Here is a 25,938-nt window from a genome sequence, read left to right as displayed (position 1 = left end):
ATGAGTACATTTTCAGTATGGATTTCGGCAATGCGTTTACGTACGCTACCTTTGTCGGTTTCTGGTATAATTTTAGCATCATGTTTAGCACATTATAAAGGTGTTTTTAGTTGGTCAGTTTGTATTTTAGCTATTTTAACAACGCTAAGTTTTCAAATTTTATCCAATTTTGCCAACGATTATGGAGATGGCGTAAAAGGCACCGATAATGCCGAACGCATAGGGCCAGAGCGAGCTATTCAATCGGGCAAAATAACACCTAAACAACTTTTTAAAGCCATTAAACTAAATATAGTTATCGCTTTATTATTGGCAATTACGCTTATTTATGTGGCGTTTGGTACAAATTATTTATTATTAAGTAGCTTGTTTTTAGTACTTGGTGTCGCATCAATTATTGCAGCCATGAAATATACTGTGGGCGACAATGCTTATGGCTACCGGGCTATGGGCGATATTTTTGTATTTATATTTTTTGGTTTGGTTAGTGTTTTAGGGTGTTATACACTTTTTGCAAAAAGCCTTGATTTTATTCCGGTTTTACCAGCTTGCACTGTGGGACTGTTAAGTATGGGCGTGTTAAATTTGAATAATATGCGCGATAGAGTTTCGGATGAAAAAGTCAATAAAATTACACTGGCTGTTAAATTAGGAGCTCAAAAAGCTAAAATATATCATTTTGCATTAATAATAACTGCGTTAAGTTTGGCTATAATTTTTGGAGTTGTATTTTATAAAAATGCTTTAAATTTAATATTTTTAATTGCTTTTATTCCGTTACTCATACACTTAAAAACGGTAGTTAAAAATAAAGAACCAAAATTGTTAGATCCCGAACTTAAAAAAGTGGCATTAACCACGGTATTATTAGCTATTTTGATGGGAGTCGGTCAATTACTTTAAATAAAAAATTACATGAAAATTACATTTTACGGTCACGCTTGTTTAGGTATAGAAATTAACGATATTAATATTATTGTTGATCCGTTTATTACTCCAAACGAAAAAGCTTCAGAAATAATTGATGTTAATGCACTTAAAGCCGATTATATTTTAATAACTCACGCTCACGGCGATCATTTAGCCGATGCCGAAGTTATTGCAAAACGTACTAATGCGTTAATTGTTTCCAATTGGGAAATAGCCACGCATTATCAAAATAAAGGTTTAGATGTACATCATATGAACAATGGTGGTAAGTGGGACTTTGAGTTTGGTACCGTAAAATATGTAAACGCCATTCATTCTTCTTCGTTTCCCGATGGAAGTTATGGCGGGCATCCAGGAGGTTTTGTTATAGAAAGTGAGCATAAAAACATTTACATTGCTGGCGATACGGCTTTAACGTTCGATATGAAATTAATACCAATGCAAACTAAGTTAGATTTGGCTGTTTTACCTATTGGCGACGATTTAACTATGGGTATTGAAGATGCTATTTTAGCAAGCGATTTTGTAGAATGCGATAAAATTTTAGGCTATCATTTTGATACTTTTGGTTACATTGAAATTGACCACGAGGAAGCCAAACGAAAGTTTTTTGAAAAGGATAAGGATTTAATGCTTTTAAATATTGGGGAATCTATTGAATTGTAAATGATTACTGCTAACTACAAACAATACATTCTTAATTTTAAACAACCTAGCGGAACCTCAAGAGGTGTTTTAAAAACAAAAGAAACCTGGTTTTTAATTCTCGATAAAGATGGTAAAAAGGGTGTAGGCGAATGTGGTTTATTTCGAGGACTTTCAATTGATGACAGACCCGATTACGAAGACAAACTGCAATGGGTTTGCCAAAATATTAATTTGGGCTTACAAGTTTTGTTGGACGCTACAATAGAATTCCCGAGTATTCAATTTGGTTTAGAAACGGCGTTTTTGTCGTTAAATAATGAAAATCCGTTTCGTTTATTTTCTTCAAAATTTACTACTGGTGAAGCTAATATCCCCATTAACGGATTAATTTGGATGGGAAGCGAAGCTTTTATGAAACAACAAATTGAGGATAAAATTAAAGCAGGATTTTCGTGTATAAAAATGAAAATTGGCGCTATCGATTTTCAAAGGGAAGTGAATCTTTTAAAATCGATAAGGCAAAGTTTTTCTAAAACCGATATTGAATTGCGAGTTGATGCGAATGGGGCATTTTCAGCTTCAGAAGCATTAGAGAAGTTAAAAATATTATCAGATTTAGAGCTTCATTCCATAGAACAACCTATAAAACAAGGTCAAACTGAAGCTATGGCGACACTTTGTGAACAAACACCATTACCAATTGCGTTAGATGAAGAACTTATTGGTGTTTTTTCTGTAACAAACAAAACGGCATTGCTACAAACTATAAAACCGCAATACATTATTTTAAAACCGAGTTTAGTTGGTGGTTTTGCAGGAAGTGATAGTTGGATAAATATTGCAGAAAACAATAATATTGGTTGGTGGATTACTAGTGCTTTAGAGAGTAACATTGGGCTTAATGCAATTGCGCAATACACTTACAAAAAACATAGTAACATGCCACAAGGTTTAGGTACAGGTAGATTATTTACCAATAATTTTGAGTCACCATTACAGGTAAAAAATGGAACTTTAAGTTTTGATATGAATAAAGATTTTAAATTCAATTTATAAATGAATTATATACAACAAGCATACAAAGGCAAACGCGAATTATGGATGTTTTTACTAACCGCCTTGTTAATTTCGGGTATTTTTATAATTAATTTTATTGCTTTTTTATTTACAAGTAAAGAAGATATGGAAAAGCTTTACGAGACCATGAAAGCCATTCCATCAAACATCTCATTAGTGGCAAATTTGTTGCCTTTTGCGTTTTTATTAGGGTTACTATTTTTATTAGTGCGTTATTTACACGAACGCAGTTTGTTATCGTTAACCACAGCAAGAAAAAAGGTCGATTTTAAGCGTATTTTCTTTTCATTTTTTATAATTGTAACCTTAACCGTTGGTAGTTTTGCAGTGGCTTATTTTTCCGATTCTAGTCAAGTAGAATTACAGTTTAATCCCGTAAAATTTGCCATTCTTTTTGTAATAAGCATCCTTTTATTTCCGTTTCAAATCGGGTTAGAAGAGTATTTATTTCGAGGGTATTTAATGCAGCATATTGGCATTTTGGTAAAAAATAAATGGTTTCCTTTAATTTTTACTTCGGTTATGTTTGGTATTGCGCATAGTGCCAACCCCGAAGTTGCCGAAATGGGTTTTATTACTATGGTGTTTTATATTGGTACGGGTTTACTTTTAGGAATTATGACTTTAATGGACGATGGTTTAGAACTGGCTCTAGGATTTCACTTAGGTAATAATTTAATGGCTGCGCTTTTAGTAACTAGTGATTGGTCGGCTTTACAAACCGATGCTATTTTTAGATATACCGCAGAAGAAGCAAACACAACAATAACAGAAATTTTACTGCCTGTTATCGTGTTTTACCCAATAATTCTGTATCTTTTTTCTAAAGTTTATAAATGGAACAATTGGAAAGATAAACTATTAGGAAAAGTTGATGAACCCGTGCAAGAAAACTATAAAATAATTGAATAAATAACGCTTAGCTATGACACCAACCTATAAAAATGTCCACCTAAAATTTAAGTTAGATGGTTTAAGTTACAAGTATGACGATTTAATGGAAATCGCATATAATTACGTAAAAGAAGGCTTCGGCTACCAAAAAGAACTAGGTGAATTTTTATTAGATTGGTTAGATCAGCATGATTATGTAGAGGTGCAAACTTCTGGTTCTACAGGGAAGCCTAAATTGCTTAAAATTAAAAAATCAGCCATGATTAATTCTGCTTTGGCAACTGGCGATTTTTTTAATTTAAAACCTGGCGATAAAGTGCTTCACTGTTTACCTTCAAACTTTATTGCAGGAAAAATGATGATTGTACGTGCCATCATTTTAGGATTAGAACTCGACATGGTACAGCCCGCCGCTCTTCCTGTAATCGATTTTGAAAAGCAATACGATTTTTGTGCGTTAACCCCTATGCAACTTAAAAAATTAGAGCCTTACATTAATACGGTAAAAACCATTATTGTTGGTGGCGGTATGGTATCAAAACCCATAGTAGAATCTATTCAAAATAAAAAAACACAGATATACGAAACTTATGGGATGACCGAAACAGTATCTCATATTGCAGTTAAAAAATTAAATCATATTGAAACTACTGCAAGTGATAATTATTTTAAAACACTTACCGATGTTACCGTTGAAACCGACGATAGAAATTGTTTAGTTATTAACGCACCAAAACTTTCTGATAATAAAATTATAACAAACGATATTGTAAAGATACATTCTGAAAACACTTTTGAGTGGTTAGGGCGTTTCGATAATGTTATAAATTCTGGGGGTATAAAATTGTATCCAGAACAAATAGAACGAAAACTTCAAAGCAAAATAAAAGAAGAGTTTTTTGTAACGGCACAACCTGATGATACTTTAGGTGAAAAATTAGTATTTGTGGTTGAAACCGATAAAGAACCTTTCGATACTTCAATTTTTGATGTGTTGGATAAGTACGAAAAACCTAAAGAAATAATTAAAATACCTAAGTTTGTTGAAACAGCTTCAGGTAAAATTCACAGACAAAAAACATTAGCTTTATCCCAAGCAAAGTGTTAATTAAATAGCAAATATGAATTTTTTAAAACGCGTCCTTTCTACCGTAGTAGGTATTATTGTATTTTTATTATTAGGTTTTTTTGCCCTTTTAGGCCTTGGTATGTTGTTAGGTCCTGGCGACGATACTATTGTTAAACCCAAAGCCAATTCGGTTTTAGAGTTAACGCTCGATTTTCCTATTAAAGATTATGCTGGTAAAATTGTTTTTCCTGAATATCCATTTTTAGATGAACAAGAGAAAAACGGGTTATTCAATATTATCGATGCCATTCATTTTGCCAAAACCGATAATAATATAAAAGGAATTTCAATTGATAATAATTTTATAAATGCGGGTATAACACAGACTAAAGAACTGCGTAAAGCTTTGATAGATTTTAAAGAATCGGGGAAATTTGTGGTGGCCTATGCCGATATTTATTCGCAAAAAGATTACTATTTAAGTTCGGTCGCCGATACAGTTTACATTAATCCCGCTGGTATGATGGAATTTAAAGGATTGTACAGCGAGCATTTGTATTTTAAAGATTTTCAAGAGAAAACGGGTTTAAAAATGGAAGTTATCCGTTTAGGAAAATACAAAAGTGCGGTGGAACCTTTTCTTGATAATGTGATGAGTGACAATAACCGCGAACAAATTACAGTCTATTTATCGTCTTTATGGACAGAAATAAAAAACGATATTTCAATAAGTAGAAATATTCCTGTTGAAACTCTAAATACCATCGCCGATAGCCTTTTAGGTCGCAACCCTAATTTGGCACTTAAAAACCAATTAGTAGATAAAATAGCCTATCACGATGAGTATGTGAATGCTATGAAACAAGCCATTGGTATTAGCGAAAAAAAACCATTAGAAACCATTACTATTGAAGATTATGCGTTATATGCTTCAACTAAAATACCGGTTAATTATAGCGCCAATAAAATTGCTGTAATTTACGCCGAAGGCGATATTATTTATGGAGAAGGAGATGAGAATGCCATTGGTCAAGGTACCATGACTAAGTCTTTACAAAAAGCCAGAAGTGATAGTAGAATTAAAGCGGTTGTTTTGCGCATTAATTCTCCTGGTGGAAGTGCTTTGGCCAGTGAATTGATTTGGCGCGAAATTGAGCTTACAAAACAGGTAAAACCAGTAATTGTCTCTATGGGTAATTTAGCGGCATCAGGTGGTTATTATATGGCGTGTAATGCCGATAGAATTTTTGCTGAACCAACAACAATAACTGGTAGTATTGGTGTTTTTGGTATGTTGCCTAACGGAAAAGCTTTAGCCGATAATATTGGCATTAATGCCGAACAAGTAAAAACCAACGAAAATGCTGTAACATATAGCTTTTTTGAATCGTTAAACGATACCCAACGCGCATTTATTAAAGAAGGTATTTTAGATATTTACGAACTGTTTACTAAGCGTGTTGCTGACGGAAGAAACCTAACCAGAGATGATGTTGAAGCTATTGCTCAAGGTCGTGTATGGACGGGTGCCGATGCGTTAAATATAGGTTTAGTAGATGAATTAGGAGGATTGGATGCAGCCATACAATACGCGGCAGAAACTGCAGAATTAGCCGAATATCGCAAAGTAGAATACCCAATTTTTGAAAAAGATTTAGATAAAATGCTTGAAAGTTTCGGACTTGTAAAAGCCAAAGAAACAATTTTAATGGAAGAGCTAGGCGAGGAGCAATATAAAATGTACCAAAAAATTAAAGTCATTTCTCAGAAAAAAGGGATTCAATTGTTGTTTCCTTTTGATACAGAGATTAAATAATTTAATTAATTTTTAACTAAATATTATAATACTATGAATTTGAGAAACACATTTATTTTATTTTTTATTTTACTTTCAATGAATTTATTTGCTCAGTCTAATCCACAAGGCTTGATTGATACATTTTTTAATACATACAAAGTAGATGCAGGAAAAGCAGTAAAAGAACTTTATGGAACAAATAAATGGACCGAAAGAGTAAAAGATGATATTGATAAAGTTGTTGGTACAGTAAATGGATTTACTGAAAGTTATATGGGGAAATATTATGGACAAGAATTAATAACAATAAAGAAATTTTCAGAAAGTTTTGTATTGTACTCATATCTTGTAAAATATGACCGACAACCTATTAGGTTTATATTTAAGTTTTATAAACCTAATGATAAATGGGTTTTATATTCATATGCATTAGATGATAGTTTAGATGATGAAATCCAGGAAGCAGCGAAGCTATATTATTTAAATTTAGATAAAGATTAGTATTTAAACAATTTTTCCCTAACCCAAACCACTCGTTCCCTCATTCTTGGTTTTAAAAAATGTATTTACGTAATAGTTTTAAGGTAAACTTAAAAATCAACTATTATGAAAACGTTTTTAAAATTAACATTTGTGTTTATATCTGCAATTGCATTTTCGCAAAGTATACCAACTATAAATGTCGGAGAGGATAAGTTAGGCATTTCATCACTAGATATAGAAGTCGAGGTAGTAGGAAACATAGCAACAACAACTTACGATATGCTGTTCTACAACCCCACAAATGCTGTTTTAGAAGGCGAATTGGCATTTCCTTTAGGAGAAAATCAGCATGTATCTCGGTTGGCACTCGAAGTCAACAATAAATTACGAGAAGCTGTAGTTGTTGAAAAGGAACAAGGTAGAGTTGCTTTCGAGGCTGTTGTTAGGAGAGGTGTTGATCCTGTTTTATTAGAAAAAGGTACTGGTAATAACTACAAAGCAAGAATTTATCCTATTCCTGCGAACGGCCATAAACGTGTGGTTTTAGCTTACGAACAAGAGCTTATTTTAAGTGAAGGCGCGCATTATTTTCATTTGCCTTTGGAGTTTAAAAAGAAGTTAGATCACTTTGCCTTTAAGATGGACATTTTAAATCAAAAGTTAAAGCCAGAGTTAACTAAAGGCCGTTTAAGTAATTTTAAATTCAATACAATAAACAGTAATTATTCTGCCGAATTTGAGAGTAATAATTACACTCCAGAAACATCGTTGTTAATAAAAATACCTCAAAATTATAAGAGCACTAAATTAATTGCAGATGAAGACTATTTTTATTTCTACAAAACTTTAAAAACAGAAAAAAGAAAAAGAGAAAAGCCGAAATCTATCACAATATATTGGGATGCTTCACTCTCAATGAAATCTAGAGACTTAGAAAATGAACTTAAGTTTTTAAACGCATACCTAAATTATTTAAATGAAGTAAATGTTAAGTTAATTACCTTTAGTAACAGTATTTTACTTGATAAAACGTATCACATTAAAAGTGGTAAATGGGAAGCTTTAAAAAGCGAGCTAACTCATATTATTTACGATGGCGGAACATCTTACGCAAGTTTATTTCTGCAAAATTCTTCAGATGAAATATTAATGTTTTCAGATGGAATGAAAAATTTAAGTGATTTAATTGTTAATACCATAGCACCTGTTTTTGTTGTAAACTCTATTTTAAAGGCAAATCATTCCGAATTGAATAATATTTCCGAATCAACCAAAGGAAAATACATTAACCTTAAAACCACTACAGTTAATGAAGCTCTAGAAAAGGTAAAATACCAATCGTTCAAGTTTTTAGGTTTTCAATCATCTAATAAACATTTAGAAGCTTACCCAAATAAACCTTTTTCAGTAGACAACGACTTTTCTTTTACTGCAAAAAACTTTAAAGTAAACGATTCTGTTGTTCTAAAATTTGGTTACGGCAATGATACTATTCAAAAAATTCAATTTCAGATTACTCCAGAAGTCAATAACAATTTGGTTAAACGAATTTGGGCTCAGAAGAAGTTAAAAGCTCTCGAAGAAGATAACACTTTGAATAAAGATGAAATAATTAAGCACAATAAATCTTATAATTTGGTTAGCGATTTTACCTCTTTAATTGTGCTTGAAACAGTCTGGGATTATATAAAATATAATATTACGCCACCAGAAGAATTACTTGAAGAATACAATAGTATTGTAAATAGAAAACAGCATAAAAATATTGTAACACGTGAAGAGCAAGTAAATAGATCTAACAGTTCAGGCGGGAATATTTCTGGTGTTGTCTCAGATGAATCTGGTTTACCACTGCCAGGTGTTAACGTTATAATAAGAGGAACTAGTATTGGTGTTGCGACAGATTTTGATGGAAAATACGCTATAGATGCAATTCCAGGTTCTACTTTGGTTTTTAGTTACATTGGTTATCAAACTTTAGAAACAACTGTGCAAGATGGCTATACAATAAATATTTCCATGAAAGAGGATTCTGCAGCATTGGATGAAGTGGTGGTAATGGGCTATGGCACTCAACGCAAGAGCTCTGTAACTGGTTCGGTAACTGTTATAAAAAACGAATCGTTGAGTAGTAATGGTTTTACAAATGTAGCTCAAGCTATCCAAGGTAAAGTTGCAGGAGTTCAAATAACAAATACTTCAGGAATGCCGGGGCAAAGTCCTAATATAATAATTCGTGGTTCAGCTTCTTTGAGTAATGGAGGTCAACCCTTGTTTGTAGTAGATGGTATGCCTGTAAATGGTAATATTGATGACTTTGTTAATATCAATGATATTGAAAGTGTTACAGTTATTAAAGATATCTCTGCGGCTGCAATTTATGGCAGTAGAGCAGCAAATGGAGTAGTTGTTATTTCAACAAAATGGAGTAATTTCAGTCCATCTAGTAATCATGAAGAAAGTTCAAGTAATACCAATACCGTTAACAAATATAGAGGTAAACTAAAAGTAAAAACGGTTATAAACAATGAACCATATATAAAAGCTCTTGAAAAAGCTACTTCTGTAAACGATGCATATCAAATTTATTTAATTCAGAGAGAAACTTACGGACGCTTACCAGCGTTTTATATTGATGTTCATGATTATTTTAAAAAATGGAATAATCGAGATTACGAATTAAAAATCTTAACTAATATAGCCGAAGTAGATTATGATAATTACGAATTAATGCGCGTTTTGGGGTATAAGCTTGAAGAAAGAAATAATTATGGTTTAGCAAGTTTTGTGTATGCCCAAGTTTTAAAATTAAGACCTGAAGACACGCAATCTTACAGAGACTTAGCTTTGGTTTATAAAGAAATAGGTTTAGAGCAACAAGCTTTTAAACTATTACAGAATATCGTTAACGAAAACGTATACAAAAGCAATAGCAATAGAAGAAAGTTTAGCGGTATGCAAACTATAGCTAAAAATGAATTGAATAATGTATTGCAACATTTCCCAAATATTGATAATAGTAATTTTAAAAAGAAGTTTGAAACTAAAACTACTTTTGATGTTAGAATTGTTATTGACTGGAATCATAACGACACAGATATCGATTTACATGTTATAGATCCAGATTTAGAAGAATGCTACTTTAGTAATAATAAGACTAAATTGGGCGGACGATTATCTCAAGACATGACACAAGGTTTCGGACCCGAAGAATATACTTTAAAAGAAGCCAAAAAAGGTGCTTACTTTATAAAAGTAAATTATTATGGAGATAGATACCAAAAATTGGAAAATCCAACGTTTATGAAAGTCACTATGTTTAAAAACTATAATAAACCCAATGAAACAAAAAATATAAAAATTATTAGGTTAACAAAACCAAGAGATAAACAAATAGTGGCAAAACTTGAAATTTAAAACCGTTTCTTTAAAACCACATCCTTGTTAAAATTATAGGCGCGCCAAGTACCACTTTGTGCACCATTTTTATATTTCCCCGATAATTTTAAAGCACCATTTTTGTAATAACTTTGGTATTTGCCATGTGGTTTACCATCTTTTAATTCAACTGTAAAACGGGTATTGCCGTTGCTGTGTTTTCTACTAAATGAGTCGGCGGTTAAATCGGTTGGATAAATTTCAGGAATGCTAAAAACCGCATCAACAGGCATGGCGTTAGTTAGCTCTTTTTCAACTTTTGCTTTGGTTTGGTTTTTTGTCGTGTTACTTAAAATTTGGTACTTTTCTTTAACCAAATCAACGTCTTGATAACTAATGGCGATGCGGCTTTCAAAAAAGTCATCTTCAGGCGATAGTTGGAAACCAAATTGCGGGAAACAAATAAAATAATCTTTATTTTCTTTTAGTTTTTGTTTCGTTGAAGCATCAGCAAAATGATAAAGGTTGTTGTATAAATATGGCGTATTCGCATACGTAAATACCGATGTTCTGCTGTTAAAATGGTCGCTGAAATCGGTAAAATCATCAGAAAATGCCAAGGTTTCCCTTTCGGTGTAGCTTTTAATTATGGTTTTTAAAGTGTTAGGGTTATTACTAAAAACAACAAAATCGTCGATTAAGGTGTAATACGGTTTTTCAATGGTGTTAAATAAATTTCCAAGAATAATTTTAAAAAAGCTCTTTATAGATAAATAATTTATGTCGTGTCCTAAATAATTAACCGTTTTAAACTTTACGGGACTGCGTTTTTTTATTTGATTTAATATGAAGTTTAAACGGTATTTGGCATCATCAACATCTTTAGTTTTTAAAACAAGAGCCACATCTTTAGTCGAATGGCTTACAGTAGATTGCATTTGAAGCAGTGCCATTTCATCATCAATCCAGCTAAAAAAATGTTCTTTTAAATTAATGTTTAAAAAGTTTTCAATCTGTTCGGTGCCATCTAAATAACTTTTAAATTGCTCGGGATTTTCCTGCTGAATGGTTTCAAAATTTTGGTAAAACTCCGAAAAACTACTAAACGTAAAACTGGTGTATAAAGCGGTTTGTTTAGGTGCAATATTAAAAACACTGCGTTTCGAGGTGCCAGATTGTTGTAAAGCTTTCAAGTAAATTGAAGCATTGGTATTGGTTTTTGTAACACCATTGGCCACAATATTGTTGTTTTTATCGATGTTAAAACTAAAACCACTCCAGTTTAAGCTATTGTTTAATGTTTTTACATATTCAGTTTCTTCATTAGAAAACACGCTCGTAAATGCATTGAGATATTTAAAGTTGAAGAATAATCGAAACAAATTACCATCATCTACCGCTTTATTAACTTCAATAAATTGCAAATCTCTACCAATTTTAGGTTCGTTATATTGGTCTATTGAAGCTTCAATGATGGTGTGCACATAAGATAAAATCATCTGGTTTTTAATAAAACTTATGTACAGTGTTTCTCGGGAGTTATTACTGTAAACTTCAATAATTTCATGCTGATGATAAATCCGCTTACTCACCTTAAAATCATCATTTATAAAAGTGTTTAAATGACTTTTAACAACATTTAGTTTGGCTATTTTTTGTAAATCTATGGCGTATAAAAAGCTATATTTTTTGGGAGCATACATATGAGCTGATATTAAAATTTCCCGATTACCAATGTAGTTTAAAATCTTTTGCTCTTGTTTAAAAATGGTGTCAAGCGCATTTAAATTCTCCGATAACGCGTTAAAATAATTATTGGTGTTTAGGTGTTTCCAAATGGGACTTTCGCTTATAGTATTCCAATCGTCCAGCGGTTTTTGGGTTTCAATAATGTATACAGCATCTTCAGGAATAAGATAAATGGATTTAATATTGTCGTTATTATCTATATAAAACAAGTAAATAAGATAAAAAATAACAGCAACCATTAAAAAGACAATAGAAGCTAAAAGATGCTTTTTTTTCATAATTTATACTTGCAAAACACCCAAATTAAAAGGTTTTTCAATAGGAGTGTGGTTGGCGGCTTCAATACCCATGCTAATCCATGTTCTGGTGTCTAACGGATTTATAATCGCGTCAGTCCATATTCTGGCGGCAGCATAATAAGGTGAAACTTGGTTATCGTATTTATTTTTAATTTTATTGTAAAGTGCTTCTTCTTTTTCGGGTGTAAAGGTTTCGCCTTGTTTTTCAAGTGACGCTTTTTCAATTTGCATTAATACTTTCGCAGCCGAATTACCACTCATTACCGCAAGTTCTGCACTTGGCCATGCTACAATTAAACGCGGATCGTAAGCTTTACCACACATGGCATAATTGCCTGCGCCGTAACTGTTACCGATAACTACAGTAAATTTTGGCACTACCGAGTTGCTCACCGCATTTACCATTTTAGCGCCATCTTTAATAATACCAGAATGCTCACTTTTGCTACCAACCATAAAACCAGTAACATCTTGTAAAAACACTAACGGAATTTTCTTTTGGTTACAATTTGCTATAAACCGAGTGGCTTTATCGGCGCTATCGTTATAAATAACACCACCAAATTGCATTTCACCTTTCTTAGTTTTTACTAGTTTTCGTTGGTTAGCTACAATGCCAACAGCCCAACCATCTATTCTGGCGTAGCAAGTAATAATGGATTGTCCGTAGCCTGCTTTATATTCTTCAAATTCCGAATTATCAACCAAACGCTTAATAATCTCATACATATCGTATTGATCGGCACGACTTTTTGGAAGAATACCATAAATATCGTCTGGGTTTTCAAGAGGTTTTTTAGCATCAACGCGGTTGAAACCCGCTTTGTCGTAATCACCAATTTTATCAATGATGTTTTTTATTTTATCAAGCGCATCTTTATCATTTTTGGCTTTATAATCGGTAACACCGCTAATTTCGCAATGCGTAGTCGCTCCGCCAAGGGTTTCGTTGTCGATACTTTCACCAATAGCCGCTTTTACCAAGTAGCTTCCTGCCAGAAAAATGCTTCCTGTTTTGTCAACAATTAAAGCTTCATCGCTCATAATAGGTAAATAGGCACCACCTGCAACGCAACTGCCCATTACGGCCGCAATTTGGGTGATTCCCATACTGCTCATTATGGCGTTATTTCTAAAAATACGACCAAAATGCTCTTTATCTGGAAAAATCTCGTCTTGCATGGGTAAATAAACGCCTGCAGAATCGACTAAGTATATAATGGGTAACTTATTTTCTATAGCAATTTCTTGAGCGCGTAAGTTCTTTTTTCCCGTAATAGGAAACCATGCACCCGCTTTTACCGTAGCATCGTTCGCCACTACAATACACTGTTTACCTTTTACATAACCTATTTTTACAACAACGCCTCCCGAAGGACAACCACCATGTTCGGCATACATATCTTCTCCAGCAAATGCAGCTATTTCAATCGATTTTTTATTGTCGTCCAACAAATAATCTATACGTTCTCTAGCGGTTAATTTGCCTTTTGCATGATGCTTTTCAATTCTCGATTTACCACCACCTAATTTCACTTTGGTAAGTCGTTTTTTTAATTCTGATACTAAAAGTTTGTTGTGATCTTCGTTCTTATTGAAGTTAATGTCCATTGCAATTTCAGTTTGTGCTAAATTATAAAATATTACACGAATGTTACTAGCAATTGTTAACGAAATATTAAAAATGATAACATGGAAATATATTCCTTGGAATATAAATTTATTTCACGTAATTTTGTATCAAATAAAACAGATAAAATGAAAAATATAATAGCCTTTGCAGGAAGCAACAGTAAAACCTCAATAAATAAACAATTAGCCATTTACGCTTCAAGTTTAGTTGAAGATGTAAACGTTGATGTTTTAGATTTAAACGATTACGATTTACCACTTTATGGTATTGATTTAGAGAATGAAAAAGGTATTCCAGACGATGCTCACAAGTTTTTAGATATTTTAAAAAACACCGATGGTATTGTGTTGTCGTTAGCAGAACACAACGGCACATATGCTACAGTTTTTAAAAATTTATTCGATTGGTTAACGCGTATTGAAGGTAAAATGTTTTTTGATAAACCAATGCTTCTTATGGCAACATCGCCAGGTGGTAGAGGAGGTTTAACCGCTTTAGAAATTGCAAAAGGTCGTTTTCCATTCCATGATGGCAACATTATTGAAACATTTTCATTACCATTTTTCGGTGACAATTTTAAAGACGGAAAAATTACGAATGAAGATTTAGATACACAGTTAAAAAACTCTGTGAAACAGTTTCAAAAAAGTCTTTAAACAATGGGAGACATTTCAAAAGACATAAAATCGAAGTTTATAAATAATAAGGTTAAGGCTTTAATTAATATTATTTACACGGCTAATTGGATTAATAGTCACCAAAACGAGTATTTTAAAACTTTTGGAATATCACCACAGCAATTTAATATCCTTAGAATTTTACGTGGTGCAGGAGAGCCGTTAAAAGTACAAATCATAAAGGAACGTATGATTGAGCGAGCACCCAATGCCACTCGTTTAATGGATAAATTGTGTGATAAAGCTTTAATTGAGCGTTTGCCGTGTCCCGGAGATAGACGTGTGGTTCACATTGCTATTACTAAAAAAGGTTTAGAACTTTTAAGTGCTATTGATTTAGATTTTAACGACGATTTACTGGCTAATTTAACCGAAGAAGAAGCATCTCAATTAAGCGATTTGCTTGATAAAATTAGATGAGTTTTGGGTTGAGCGCAGCCGAAATCAAATAAAAAAAAGAAAAAGAAAATGAAAACAGTTATTCATAAAGCAGGAACAAGGGGTTTTGCCAATCATGGTTGGTTACAAGCCAATCATTCATTCAGTTTTGCAGGATGGTTTAATCCAGAGCGTATTCATTTTGGGGCGTTACGCGTGTTAAACGATGATACAATTGCACCAAAAATGGGTTTTGGAACACATCCGCATAACGATATGGAAATTATCACCATTCCATTAAAAGGTGTATTAAAACATCGCGATAATATGGGGGATGAATGGATTCCAGTAGTTCCAAGCGAAGTACAAGTTATGAGTGCAGGTACAGGTGTACAGCATTCTGAAATTAATGGTTCGAATGATGAATATTTAAGTTTATTTCAAATTTGGATAATTCCTGAAAAACAAGGTGTTTCACCAAGGTACGACCAAAAAACATTTAAAGCTGAAGATAGACAAGGTAAACTACAAACTTTAGTAACATCGTTTGATGACGAACACGCAGAAAGTTTAAAAATTCATCAAGATGCTAAATTATCGCGAATAGATTTAGCAGAAGATACCGAGTTTACTTACGAACTTAAAAGTGAATCGCATGGAGTTTATATAATGAACATTGCGGGCAATTTACAAATAGAAGATCACACACTTGAATCTAGAGATGCTATAGGTGTTTCAGAAACGAAGCGTGTTACCATAAAGGCCAAAAATGACAGCCAGTTATTATTTATAGAAGTTCCTATGATAGTACTTTAATGTCTTAATCCCAAGGCCCTATTAATAGCAGAGAAAGCATCGCCACCGCGGTGCTTTTGTTGTTTTTGCCAACGATGAAAACAATAAAAGTTCCGATTAACAATTGTTAAAAATCCGTTTAACGGTAAAATCAATATTTTTAAAGTTTTTATTTCTTGGTCGTTTATTATTAGACAAAATTTGCTGCAAACAACCCTCAAATCTTACTAAAAAATGAAACTTAAAAACAGACTACTGTTAGTCGTACTTGTGGTTAATTTGTATTCAGGATTTTCTCAAACTCCTGTGTTAACAAAAAACGATTCTATTATTAAAAGCTCTTGGATTGTTGGCTTAGGCTACCATTTTGTTGATGATTCTGGCGATGTTTTCGATAATTTATTAAACTTTGATTCTACATGGAATGCTGTAGCTTATCCTTCTAGAGTGAGCATTGGTAAGTATTTTGAAAACGGACTTGGTTTAGAAGTAATAGGCGCTTATTTAAGATACAATTTTGGAAATCGAGTTGATTTACAAAATATGGAAAGTACTACCAATTTTTTATCGCTAGATACAAGATTAAGTTACGATTTAAATAAACTAATAGGAGAAACTGGTTGGTTCGATCCTTACATTGGGGCTGGTATTGGCTATACGGATGCGAATAATGCTACTCGTGGTACGTATAATGCTGTTCTTGGTTTTAGAACATGGTTTACAGAGCGAATAGGTTTAGATTTTAATGCATCGGGGAAATGGGCTATGAATTTTACACCTGAAACTACAAATTATAAGCAATATGCAGCAGGAGTGGTTTATAGATTTGGAACTAAAAAGAAACTAACGGAAGAAGGAGAAGAAAAAATTTCAATAATAGAACAACTTTATCAAGAACGTGTTAACGATTCTATCGCTTTTGCTCAAGAACAGGAAAAGGCATTACAAGAAAAATTAGCTAAAGAAAAAGAGCAAGCTCGATTAGCCCAAATTGAAAAAGAAAAGGAACAAGCCAAGGCTGAAGAACTTAAATCTATTGAAGATGCTATAAAATTATTAGATAAAGTGAATTTTAATTTTAGTTCGGCGGTGGTTAAAACGGCATCAAAAAATACTATTTTAAAACTGGCTAAAATTTTAGAACAACATCCTAATTTGGTAATAGAAATAAGTTCGCATACCGATTCTAGAGGATCGAAAGCGTTCAATCAAAAACTCTCAGAAAAACGTTTAAAATCTACGATAGATTATTTATTAACCTTTGATGTAAATCCTAATAATATCGTTGGAAAAGCCTTTGGTGAAGAAAAACTACTTAACGAATGCGATGATAACACTAAATGTACAGAAGAAAAACATTTGGAAAATAGACGTTCGGAATTTAAAGTACTAAAATATTAAGTGCAAATATATCCCTCAACAAACATCAAGAAGCTATTATGAATTACAAATAATAGCTTCTTTTTTATTTACAGATTTCGATTTTCTTAAAGTAAAAATAGCCAAAGCAACAAAAATACCACTTAATGCCATAGCCGCACCAACCCAATCGGCCGAAGTAAAGCCATAGCCCATTGCAATAGGTAAACCAGCAAAATAAGCACCACAAGCATTACCAATATTAAATGCACTTTGGTTTAACGATGATCCTAATCGTTCGGAGCCTTTTGCAGTTTTAATAATTAGCATTTGTATAGGTGTAGAAACAGCAAACGAAATCGCACCAATAATAAAGGTCATAATTAAAATAAGAACTTTATTTGCGGCTAAAAAAGTATTCAAACCTAAAGCTAACATCATTACAAATAATACCAAGGTTACAGTATTTAATAACGAAAACTTTTCAGTTAATTTTGCTCCTATAAAATTTCCAATTACCATTCCTAATCCAGCTAAAATCATAGCATACGGCACCACACTATTATCGTAGCCAGCAACTTCGGTAATTAAAGGCGCAATGTAACTGTACCAAGCAAAAAAGCCACCTGTTCCAATAGTGGTTAGTAAAATTACAAGCCAAAGTTCTAAACGTTTAAAAATTCTAAATTCTTTAAAGAAATTACCTTCTTCCGATCCACGTTTTAATTCTGGCATCCAAAATTTTAAGCTTAAAACCGTTAAAATACCTACAACGCCAACCATTAAAAATGAGATACTCCAACTAAAATGTTTTCCTAAATAAGTACCTAAAGGAACACCTAACAAGTTAGCAACGGTTAAACCACTAAACATAATAGCAATGGCCTGAGCCTCCTTTCCATTTTTTGCCAATTTTCCAGCAACAACGGCGCCAATTCCAAAAAAAGCACCATGTGGCAGTCCCGATAAAAATCGCAATACTAAAAAGGAATAATAACCTGTGGCAAAAGCAGATAAAGTATTAAATACGGTAAACCAAATCATTAATCCAATTAAAACTTTATTCGATGGCCATTTACTTCCTAAACCAGTTAAAATGGGAGCACCTACAACAACACCCAAAGCATAAGCCGAAATAAAATGTCCTGCAATAGGAATACTAATGTTAAATGCCGTGGCTACATCGGGTAAAATACCCATGATTACAAACTCGGTGAGGCCAATTCCAAATCCGCCAATAGCTAAGGTTAATAATGCTTTGTTCATAGTTTAACTTGAAAAAAATTAAACGACAAAATTAGCTCTAAAAAGGTGTTTTTAAGAATTAAAATTGCTAATAAAAAGTTAATTTGAAATATTACGAATAAAGCTTTAAATGTTTATTAAATACATAAAATGTCAGGTTGTTTTTTATGTGATTAAAAATAAAGATACGTGGAGAATTGAAGCTGTTTTAGTTGAAATACAATATGGCTAATGGAAGCAATTCTTAAAAAACAGCGGTTTTTAATTGAATTTTTTACTTAAAAAGCGATATTTGTATTCTTAACTAAATAATTAACACAAAATGGCGATGAATAAAAATACCGTGTTAGCATGGGCTACATGGATTATGATTTTTGAAGGGTTAACATTAATTGCACTTGGCGCTTTTAGGTACGATGAGATTGCCGGATGGGGATTTGCATCTGTTGGAATAGGATTTTTAGCTATAGCTTGGGTCTTTAACGCTTTAAAAGGACGCGTTTAAAATTATTATTTAAAACCATCAAATGAGTTTAAAACTCAAAACTCACCATTAATTTTTTCATTATTTAAAATATGAGCGACGATAAAAAAATAATCTTCTCAATGTCTGGTGTTACAAAAACGTTTCAAAGCGCCAATACACCAGTTCTTAAAAACATTTATTTAAGTTTCTTTTATGGAGCTAAAATCGGTATTTTAGGTTTAAACGGTTCGGGTAAATCTACGTTACTTAAAATTATTGCAGGGGTCGATAAAAATTACCAAGGCGATGTGGTATTTTCTTCTGATTATTCGGTAGGATATTTAGAGCAAGAACCACAATTAGATGAAGAAAAAACAGTTTTAGAAGTTGTAAAAGAAGGCGCCGCCGAAACCGTAGCAATCCTTGATGAATACAATAAAATAAACGATATGTTTGGTTTAGAAGAAGTGTATAGCGATCCAGATAAAATGGAAAAGCTTATGAACAGACAAGCCGAACTTCAAGATCAAATTGATGCTGCTAATGCTTGGGAACTCGATACCAAGTTAGAAATTGCCATGGATGCGTTAAGAACACCTGATGGTGATAAAAAAATAGGGGTTTTATCTGGTGGAGAGCGCCGCCGTGTAGCACTTTGTCGTTTACTTTTAAAAGAACCAGATGTATTGCTTTTAGATGAGCCTACTAACCACTTAGATGCCGAATCGGTACATTGGTTAGAGCATCATTTGGCGCAGTATAAAGGTACCGTAATTGCAGTAACGCACGACCGTTACTTTTTAGATAATATTGCCGGTTGGATTTTAGAGTTAGATAGAGGAGAAGGTATCCCATGGAAAGGAAACTATTCTTCTTGGTTAGATCAAAAATCAAAACGATTAGCACAAGAAAATAAAAGTGCCTCTAAGCGTCAAAAAACATTGGAGCGGGAGCTAGAATGGGTACGTCAAGGTGCAAAAGGACGTCAAACTAAACAAAAAGCACGTTTAAAGAATTACGATAAATTATTAAGCCAAGACCAAAAACAACTTGACGAAAAGCTGGAAATTTATATTCCTAACGGCCCACGTTTAGGAACTAACGTTATTGAAGCTAAAGGCGTAAGTAAAGGGTATGGTGATAAATTGTTGTACGAAGATTTAAACTTTAACCTGCCTCAAGCAGGAATAGTTGGTATTATTGGACCAAACGGTGCCGGTAAAACCACTATTTTTAGAATGATTATGGGTGAAGAAACACCAGATAAAGGTGCTTTTGAAGTGGGGGAAACTGCAAAAATAGCTTACGTAGACCAAAGTCACTCTAACATCGATCCCGAGAAAACCATCTGGCAAAACTTTAGTGATGAACAAGAATTGGTTATGATGGGTGGCCGACAAGTAAATTCAAGAGCATATTTAAGCCGATTTAATTTCTCTGGGAGTGAGCAAAACAAAAAGGTTAGCCTGCTTTCAGGTGGTGAGCGTAACCGTTTGCATTTGGCTATGACATTAAAAGAAGAAGGTAACGTATTATTACTTGATGAGCCAACAAATGACCTTGATGTTAATACTTTAAGAGCCCTAGAAGAAGGTTTAGAAAACTTTGCGGGTTGTGCAGTTGTGATCTCCCACGACCGTTGGTTTTTAGATAGAATTTGTACGCATATTTTAGCGTTTGAAGGCGATAGTCAAGTGTATTTCTTCGAGGGGAGTTTTAGTGATTACGAAGAAAATAAAAAGAAACGTCTTGGAGGCGATGTAATGCCTAAAAGAATAAAGTATAAAAAATTAGTGCGATAAATAAATAAAGCCTGTCTAAAAAGTCACATTGTTGTCAATCTGAACTTGTTTCAGATTCTAATGTGTTTTGAAAATCTATTTTTTAAGATTCTGAAATAAATTCAGAATGACAGATTTTACACTTTTTAGACAGGTTCTTTTTTTATTTGTTTATTTCAAGTTTTAATTTTAATACTTTTAATTGTTTTTTAAGTTTGTAAACTTTTAATAAGTTTATAACAAGTAAGGCTATTAAAGTAACGGTTACTACAGATAAAATGCTAATAATAGTTCCTAAATTATTGGTGTGATTTAAAGTGTTCAATTTTTCAAGTGTATTCAAATCCTGAAGTAAAGATAAAATTATTGTCATGTCTAAATGCTTTTATATTTTTTAGGAATAGAGATGATTATTACTTAGTTCAAAATTATTTTTTGAGATAATGTCTTCAATTTTTTCTAAGTTTTCTTCAAAGTTATCAAGTTTTTTTCTAATAGCCGCGTCGTGCTCGTGTATATATATAAAACGTTTGCTTTTAACGACACAGGGAATAAAAATTAGAAAGAATATTAAAAATGCTAATTGTATCCATAGATCAACCTTTTTTAGGTTCTTGATGGTTACCACCATACAAATGACCTTCTGTAAAATCTCGGTAAGGTTTTTCACTTTCTTCTTCAGCAGCATTGTTTAGCGCTTCTAGTCGGTCGTTTTCCTTCTTTAATTTATACGATTTTAATACACCTAAAACCAATAGAGTTGCAAAAAAAAGTCCAACTACAATTAGCGTAACTGATAGAAAACTCATTTGGTTATCAAAAAAAAGAGGAAAAACTAGCGTAAACATAGTGTTAATTAGCATAAAGTAGGTTGCTATTTGGGATTGTAGCTACACAAATATAATATAAATTCTTATGGTTAAAAAATATTTTATGGTTTTGGGTACCAATCTAAAATAGTTACTTTAATATTAGTATTATCTTCGGTAACAATGGTTTTAAATTTTTCAACATCGCTAAAACCATTAGAGCCTCTAAAATGATATGGGAACACCTCCTTAGGCTTAAATTCTAAAACAGCGCTTGCTGCACTTTCAACTGTCATAGTGTATGGTAAGTTCATACAAACAAAAGCTTTATCTATATTTTTTAAAGCACGCATTTCTGGGATATCTTCTGTATCACCCGAAAAATAAACACGTTCGTCACCAAAAGTAAATACATAACCATTACCGCGACCTTTACTATGAAATTTTAAAGCCTCTTCGCGTAAATTATACATCGGGATAGCTTCAATTTTAAACGTTTCAAAATCTTGTATTTCGCCATTGTTTATTGTTTTAACCTGTAATCCTTTTGGAAGTTTTTCAGCAACAGCTAAAGGTGCAATTATGGTGGTTTCTGATAAATCGAGCGCTTTTAAAGTTTCTAAACTTAAATGATCGCCATGAATATCTGTAATAACAATAAAATCTGGAGATTTAAAAGATTGATATTTCAATGCATCACCCGTTGGATCAAGAAATATTGATGTATCGCCATAAACAATAACAGTACTCGCATGTTCTATGGGTGTAATTTTTAATTCAGGAGTTACTGGAGTTTCTGTTCTTACTTCAGAAATTAATGGTGTTTTTTTCGACTGTTTACAACTTAAAAATAAAGCGGTTAGTAAAATTAAGGTAATTTTTGCCTTCATATTATTCAATGAATTTATAAAATTAGAGTTTAAAACAGTGTAAGGTTTTCACTTTAGCATCGCGTTGATACCAATCGTTATACACTAATTCTAGTTGATTTACAGTAAATTTACCAAAATTGTGAGTTTTATAAGTTTCAATTTTGTTAATAAAATCGGTTTTATTGTTAAAATTATGTCTTAGTCTAAAAATTGTTGAGTGCGCTGTTTGTATGGCATATCGTTTATCAATAGAGTGTTCTAAATTGCTGTTTTTGAAATGATTTCTTAAGTTGTTTCTTATAAGTTTTAGTGTGTTATCGTCTAAAAAACCTTGAATCATTAAGCAGGAAGGAGACGCGGTAAGCCCTTTAAATTGAATATTAAAAGAAGCGATGTCAACTAAGCTTTTTTCAATTATGGCAATGTATTCTTCTAAATTTATATTAGAAAGATTAAAGTCATTATAGCACGAAATTATTGACATTACGGTAATATGAATATCGGTTTCAGGATAAAAATACTGGTTTGATTCAATGCGTTTTAGGTCGTTTAAGAAGCTAGAAATTTGTGCCTTAATTTCTTTTGGAGGCCTAATTAGTAAAGTAATACCGTAACGATTATCTAATTCAGAATCAATATTATTGTCAACCTCGTAGGTGTCATTTTTATATACTGAAATGGCATGGTTATAAAGGGAAAGGTAGTGGGCTTGTAAATTCATTAAAACTAAATTGTTAAGGTAAAAGTAGAAATACCTAATTATAAAACACCTATCTTTTTGTTAAATGTAACATTTTTAAAATTTGATATACTAACAAGTGTAAGCAATAATCGAAAACACAAAAACTTAACTTTCTTTTACTTTTAGAAACCATTTTTTTTATCGAAATTGCTTGTCAGTAAAATTGTTCAACTTAAACACTAACCATTACTATGTCTGATGATTTTGATTTATTAGAGACCTCTTCCAACGAAAAAACCGAAAAAGTAGATGTTAATTGGGGAAAAGCCATTGACACTATGAAATCTAAACTATCGCAAGAAGACGATCCAGAAGTACGCCAAAAAATACTAAATGCCACGCTTGATGATGTGGTACATATGGCCGAAAAGGATAGAACTACGCTTCTTGATGCGATAAAGGATTTAACCGATTATCAGGATGAAGTAGGTATTATTTTCGAAAAATTTTCATCATTAAATGCTACCGAGCAAAAAGTTATAGACGATGCGCAAAAAGCCCTAGAGCGTGCTAAAATTGAACTTGAAGATGCCGAAGCGAAACCAGACACGTGGTGGAATAACCTTTGGGGAAGAAAAAGTAAAATAGCAAAAGCGCAAGAAGCCTTATCTGTTGCCGAAAAAACACGTGCTGCTGCCGATAATAAAGCAAAAGCGATGTTTCAAGAGCGTATTGAAAGTGCCGATGTACAAACCTTGTTAAGCGAGTTATCATACAAATCGCAAGCTGCTGTAAAACGCTTGAAAGATCGTGAGGTTGAAATTAAAGAAGTAGAAGATAAGCTGCAAGATGCCATTGTTGAAGCGACTAAAAATCACACAAAGGCTTTAGAGAAGAAAAAAGAAGTTGAAGTGAAGCTTGAAGAGCAATATGCATTGTTAAAACAAGCGCGTCAAGAACTTGAAGATATAGCCGATAAACAATCGGCCGATTATGCGCAAGCCATTGGTAAAGTTACAGAACTTGAGCAAAAAGTTGAAGAGCTTGAAGGTTTAAAAAATGCCTACACCACGTTAGCTGCCAGTAAAGATAGCTTTGTACACAAACATAATTTAACAATTAAAGTATTAACCTCGTTACGTAGTAATTTACAAACGCATCGTGCGAAATTAAAAAGTGATACCGAAGAGCGTTTGAAATATTACGATGGTTATGTGGTAGCTTTAAAGGCGAGAACCGACCAAGAGTTTGCTGCTATTTTAGAGCATTTAGGTGTGAAAACCGATGAGCACATTGGTCAAACTTTAGCATCAATGCATACGGCAAGTGCTAAAGCGCGTCAGGAAATGATGGACAACATTCCAGTACACGAAAAAGTGATGAATGGTGTTTACAGCAGTTATGCTGAAGCGTTACAAGAAATTCGTGCTAAAGATGGCGAAATACAAAAGAATTTTGCTGAGCGCTACGGTATCGATATGAAAGAAATTTTTGAAGATTACTATAAAGCGGATGCTACAAAACCTTCTGGCGATAGCGAACCCGTTGGAAAACCAAAACCAACTGCAACCGACGATGATTTATTAAGTTAACGTCATTGCGAGGAGGTACGACTTGGCAATCTCTTAATTATTTATTGCCACGTTTAAATTAACTTGTCTTTGCGTTAGGGATTGAAGCGGCATCCTTTTTATGTTTGTTCGAGTGATGCGTAGCATTATATCGAGAACACATAAAAAGATATAGCGAAAAGCCCGACCCTTTAGGGTAACGCCCAAAATATGCATTAAATAAAAATTAAAAGGAATACTTTTTAATGGCTTTAAACCAAATTGTAACCCCTTTAGATTCGGCAACTTTAGATTCTAAAGAGCAATACGAATTTTACCATAACATGATAGATTTTGCTTTTAAACAGCTTATTGTGGCTGTGCAAAGGCAAGCGATTTGCAACAAGCAAGAAGTGTTGCTTTTTAAGCAATATTGCGATTTGTTGTTGTACTCTATTGATGCGATGCGTATAAAGTACAAGTATGACGAGGAAGATAATATGAAGGTAGATTTAACCGATTCTGGTTTTCCGAATTATTTGGAGTTTCGCTATTTGTTTAACGATTTGGAGCTGCGTGGTGAGTATTTGGATAAATTAACGCCTATTGACGATTTAAAAGCTGAGTTTTTACATACGCTCATGCACAAAAAGCAGGCTGTAAAACAGAGTAAGTTATTTCAAGCGGCGTCGATTGTGTATTACTCGTCGGTTAAAAAACAGTTCATTTTTAATCGTTTTGTTCAAGGGAAAATTATTAAAAATGAAGGTGATGCTCAAGCTAATTATGTAACCAGTTGGAGTTTTTACGATGTGTCGCATAACCGTCCGTTTATCTGTTTCATGTATTTTAATTATGATGGAAACGATGCTAACGATTATAAAACCGAGATTTATGAGGTTTTAAAAACCGTTGCTGATCGTGATATGAGTCTAGATATGATGTCGCATACTATAGACAGAAAATTGCCAAAAGTATTACCAAAGCTTATAAAACGTATCGATTTAGGACCAATTCACAACGTTTTTGCAAAGGATGAAAATCAAATTACACACGCCATTTTACAAGGTATTGGTAAAAAGGAAATCGCTTTAGAGGCTTACGCTATTTCTTTGAAAATAGACGAAGTACAATCGGAAAATGAATTTAAAGAAGGCGGATTTTTCAGCAAGCAAACCCTTCAAAAATGGGGAGATGTTTATAAAAAACGTTACGTTTTTGCTCCGCATAGAATCATTCAGTTATTGCATAACAAAACCCCCGAAGTTTTACATAAATTAGAAAAAGCGCCTATTGAGGTAGCGGAGTTTAAAATTGACATAAAAAAGTAAACAGTCGCAGTCACGGTTTTCAGTACTGCTTACTG

The 25,938-nt window shown here is 33.0% G+C and carries 23 protein-coding genes; 16 read left to right on the top strand and 7 right to left on the bottom strand.

Annotation, left to right across the window (positions count from 1 at the left end; genetic code table 11):
• From menA to PK35_RS17150, 8 genes are all read left to right on the top strand, one after another.
• The gene (gene menA / locus PK35_RS08385) at nucleotides 1-903 is read left to right on the top strand and encodes a 1,4-dihydroxy-2-naphthoate octaprenyltransferase (protein ID WP_044626256.1); all 903 of its coding nucleotides are present in this window, start codon (nucleotides 1-3) and stop codon (nucleotides 901-903) included.
• Between the two features lie 12 nt (nucleotides 904-915).
• Nucleotides 916-1,596 carry a metal-dependent hydrolase gene (locus tag PK35_RS08380; RefSeq protein WP_044626255.1) on the top strand — a complete coding sequence of 227 codons (681 nt, stop codon included), beginning with the start codon at nucleotides 916-918 and terminating at the stop codon, nucleotides 1,594-1,596.
• Nucleotides 1,597-2,634, top strand: coding sequence for an o-succinylbenzoate synthase (locus PK35_RS08375; protein WP_082048554.1), 1,038 nt, complete (start codon nucleotides 1,597-1,599; stop codon nucleotides 2,632-2,634). It begins immediately after the preceding gene.
• Complete coding sequence (locus PK35_RS08370) at nucleotides 2,635-3,567, top strand: CPBP family intramembrane glutamic endopeptidase (protein WP_044626254.1); 933 nt, start codon at nucleotides 2,635-2,637, stop codon at nucleotides 3,565-3,567.
• Nucleotides 3,568-3,580: 13 nt separating this feature from the next.
• Entirely contained in the window at nucleotides 3,581-4,657 is a 1,077-nt protein-coding gene (locus PK35_RS08365) for an AMP-binding protein (protein WP_044626253.1), read from the top strand.
• Between the two features lie 13 nt (nucleotides 4,658-4,670).
• Entirely contained in the window at nucleotides 4,671-6,434 is a 1,764-nt protein-coding gene (gene sppA, locus PK35_RS08360) for a signal peptide peptidase SppA (RefSeq protein WP_044626252.1), read from the top strand.
• A gap of 33 nt (nucleotides 6,435-6,467) precedes the next feature.
• Nucleotides 6,468-6,917: a hypothetical protein gene (locus PK35_RS08355; protein WP_044626251.1), complete on the top strand. Its 450-nt coding sequence runs from the start codon at nucleotides 6,468-6,470 to the stop codon at nucleotides 6,915-6,917.
• A gap of 105 nt (nucleotides 6,918-7,022) precedes the next feature.
• Nucleotides 7,023-10,316 (top strand): VIT domain-containing protein, encoded by a 3,294-nt coding sequence (locus tag PK35_RS17150; RefSeq protein ID WP_052825934.1) that lies wholly within the window; start codon nucleotides 7,023-7,025, stop codon nucleotides 10,314-10,316.
• Here the strand turns inward: PK35_RS17150 and PK35_RS08345 are convergent.
• Nucleotides 10,313-12,304 carry a toxin-antitoxin system YwqK family antitoxin gene (locus PK35_RS08345; protein WP_044626250.1) on the bottom strand — a complete coding sequence of 664 codons (1,992 nt, stop codon included), beginning with the start codon at nucleotides 12,302-12,304 and terminating at the stop codon, nucleotides 10,313-10,315. The genes PK35_RS17150 and PK35_RS08345 overlap by 4 nt on opposite strands.
• A 3-nt stretch (nucleotides 12,305-12,307) precedes the next feature.
• The gene (locus PK35_RS08340; protein WP_044626249.1) at nucleotides 12,308-13,936 is read right to left on the bottom strand and encodes an acyl-CoA carboxylase subunit beta; all 1,629 of its coding nucleotides are present in this window, start codon (nucleotides 13,934-13,936) and stop codon (nucleotides 12,308-12,310) included.
• A gap of 147 nt (nucleotides 13,937-14,083) precedes the next feature.
• Between PK35_RS08340 and PK35_RS17750 the strand changes: the two genes are divergently transcribed.
• From PK35_RS17750 to PK35_RS08320, 4 genes are all read left to right on the top strand, one after another.
• Nucleotides 14,084-14,614, top strand: coding sequence for an NADPH-dependent FMN reductase (locus PK35_RS17750; RefSeq protein WP_044626248.1), 531 nt, complete (start codon nucleotides 14,084-14,086; stop codon nucleotides 14,612-14,614).
• A gap of 3 nt (nucleotides 14,615-14,617) precedes the next feature.
• Nucleotides 14,618-15,055, top strand: coding sequence for a MarR family winged helix-turn-helix transcriptional regulator (locus PK35_RS17745; protein WP_044626247.1), 438 nt, complete (start codon nucleotides 14,618-14,620; stop codon nucleotides 15,053-15,055).
• 48 nt (nucleotides 15,056-15,103) lie between these two features.
• Complete coding sequence (locus PK35_RS08325; protein WP_044626246.1) at nucleotides 15,104-15,829, top strand: pirin family protein; 726 nt, start codon at nucleotides 15,104-15,106, stop codon at nucleotides 15,827-15,829.
• Between the two features lie 213 nt (nucleotides 15,830-16,042).
• Nucleotides 16,043-17,209 carry an OmpA family protein gene (locus tag PK35_RS08320; protein WP_044626245.1) on the top strand — a complete coding sequence of 389 codons (1,167 nt, stop codon included), beginning with the start codon at nucleotides 16,043-16,045 and terminating at the stop codon, nucleotides 17,207-17,209.
• 36 nt (nucleotides 17,210-17,245) lie between these two features.
• Here PK35_RS08320 and PK35_RS08315 read toward each other — a convergent pair whose 3' ends face one another.
• Nucleotides 17,246-18,433, bottom strand: coding sequence for an MFS transporter (locus PK35_RS08315; protein ID WP_044626244.1), 1,188 nt, complete (start codon nucleotides 18,431-18,433; stop codon nucleotides 17,246-17,248).
• A 301-nt stretch (nucleotides 18,434-18,734) separates the two neighbouring features.
• Here PK35_RS08315 and PK35_RS08310 point away from each other — a divergent pair, with 301 nt between their 5' ends.
• Both PK35_RS08310 and ettA read left to right on the top strand, forming a co-directional pair.
• Entirely contained in the window at nucleotides 18,735-18,917 is a 183-nt protein-coding gene (locus PK35_RS08310) for a CAL67264 family membrane protein (RefSeq protein WP_044626243.1), read from the top strand.
• A 71-nt stretch (nucleotides 18,918-18,988) separates the two neighbouring features.
• Nucleotides 18,989-20,680 (top strand): energy-dependent translational throttle protein EttA, encoded by a 1,692-nt coding sequence (gene ettA, locus PK35_RS08305; RefSeq protein WP_044626242.1) that lies wholly within the window; start codon nucleotides 18,989-18,991, stop codon nucleotides 20,678-20,680.
• A 142-nt stretch (nucleotides 20,681-20,822) separates the two neighbouring features.
• On the opposite strand, the gene PK35_RS08300 is transcribed toward ettA, so the two are convergent.
• From PK35_RS08300 to PK35_RS08285, 4 genes are all read right to left on the bottom strand, one after another.
• Nucleotides 20,823-21,032: a hypothetical protein gene (locus PK35_RS08300; protein WP_044626241.1), complete on the bottom strand. Its 210-nt coding sequence runs from the start codon at nucleotides 21,030-21,032 to the stop codon at nucleotides 20,823-20,825.
• 223 nt (nucleotides 21,033-21,255) lie between these two features.
• Nucleotides 21,256-21,468, bottom strand: a complete 213-nt coding sequence (locus tag PK35_RS08295) for a hypothetical protein (RefSeq protein WP_238320902.1) — start codon at nucleotides 21,466-21,468, stop codon at nucleotides 21,256-21,258.
• 122 nt (nucleotides 21,469-21,590) lie between these two features.
• Nucleotides 21,591-22,358: an MBL fold metallo-hydrolase gene (locus PK35_RS08290; RefSeq protein ID WP_044626239.1), complete on the bottom strand. Its 768-nt coding sequence runs from the start codon at nucleotides 22,356-22,358 to the stop codon at nucleotides 21,591-21,593.
• A 22-nt stretch (nucleotides 22,359-22,380) separates the two neighbouring features.
• A complete protein-coding gene (locus PK35_RS08285) occupies nucleotides 22,381-23,061 on the bottom strand; it encodes a 2'-5' RNA ligase family protein (protein ID WP_044626238.1) in 681 nt (226 codons plus the stop codon).
• Between the two features lie 212 nt (nucleotides 23,062-23,273).
• Between PK35_RS08285 and PK35_RS08280 the strand changes: the two genes are divergently transcribed.
• Nucleotides 23,274-24,614 carry a microtubule-binding protein gene (locus tag PK35_RS08280; protein WP_044626237.1) on the top strand — a complete coding sequence of 447 codons (1,341 nt, stop codon included), beginning with the start codon at nucleotides 23,274-23,276 and terminating at the stop codon, nucleotides 24,612-24,614.
• Nucleotides 24,615-24,838: 224 nt separating this feature from the next.
• On the top strand, nucleotides 24,839-25,903 hold the full coding sequence (locus PK35_RS08275) for a hypothetical protein (protein WP_044626236.1): 1,065 nt from the start codon (nucleotides 24,839-24,841) through the stop codon (nucleotides 25,901-25,903).
• Nucleotides 25,904-25,938 lie beyond the last annotated feature (35 nt).

The sequence above is a fragment of the Neotamlana nanhaiensis genome, assembly GCF_000943555.1.
GTDB classification, from domain to species: Bacteria; Bacteroidota; Bacteroidia; order Flavobacteriales; family Flavobacteriaceae; genus Neotamlana; species Neotamlana nanhaiensis.
Note: the sequence above shows the minus strand (reverse complement) of the source record. Positions and strands in the feature narration are given on the sequence as shown.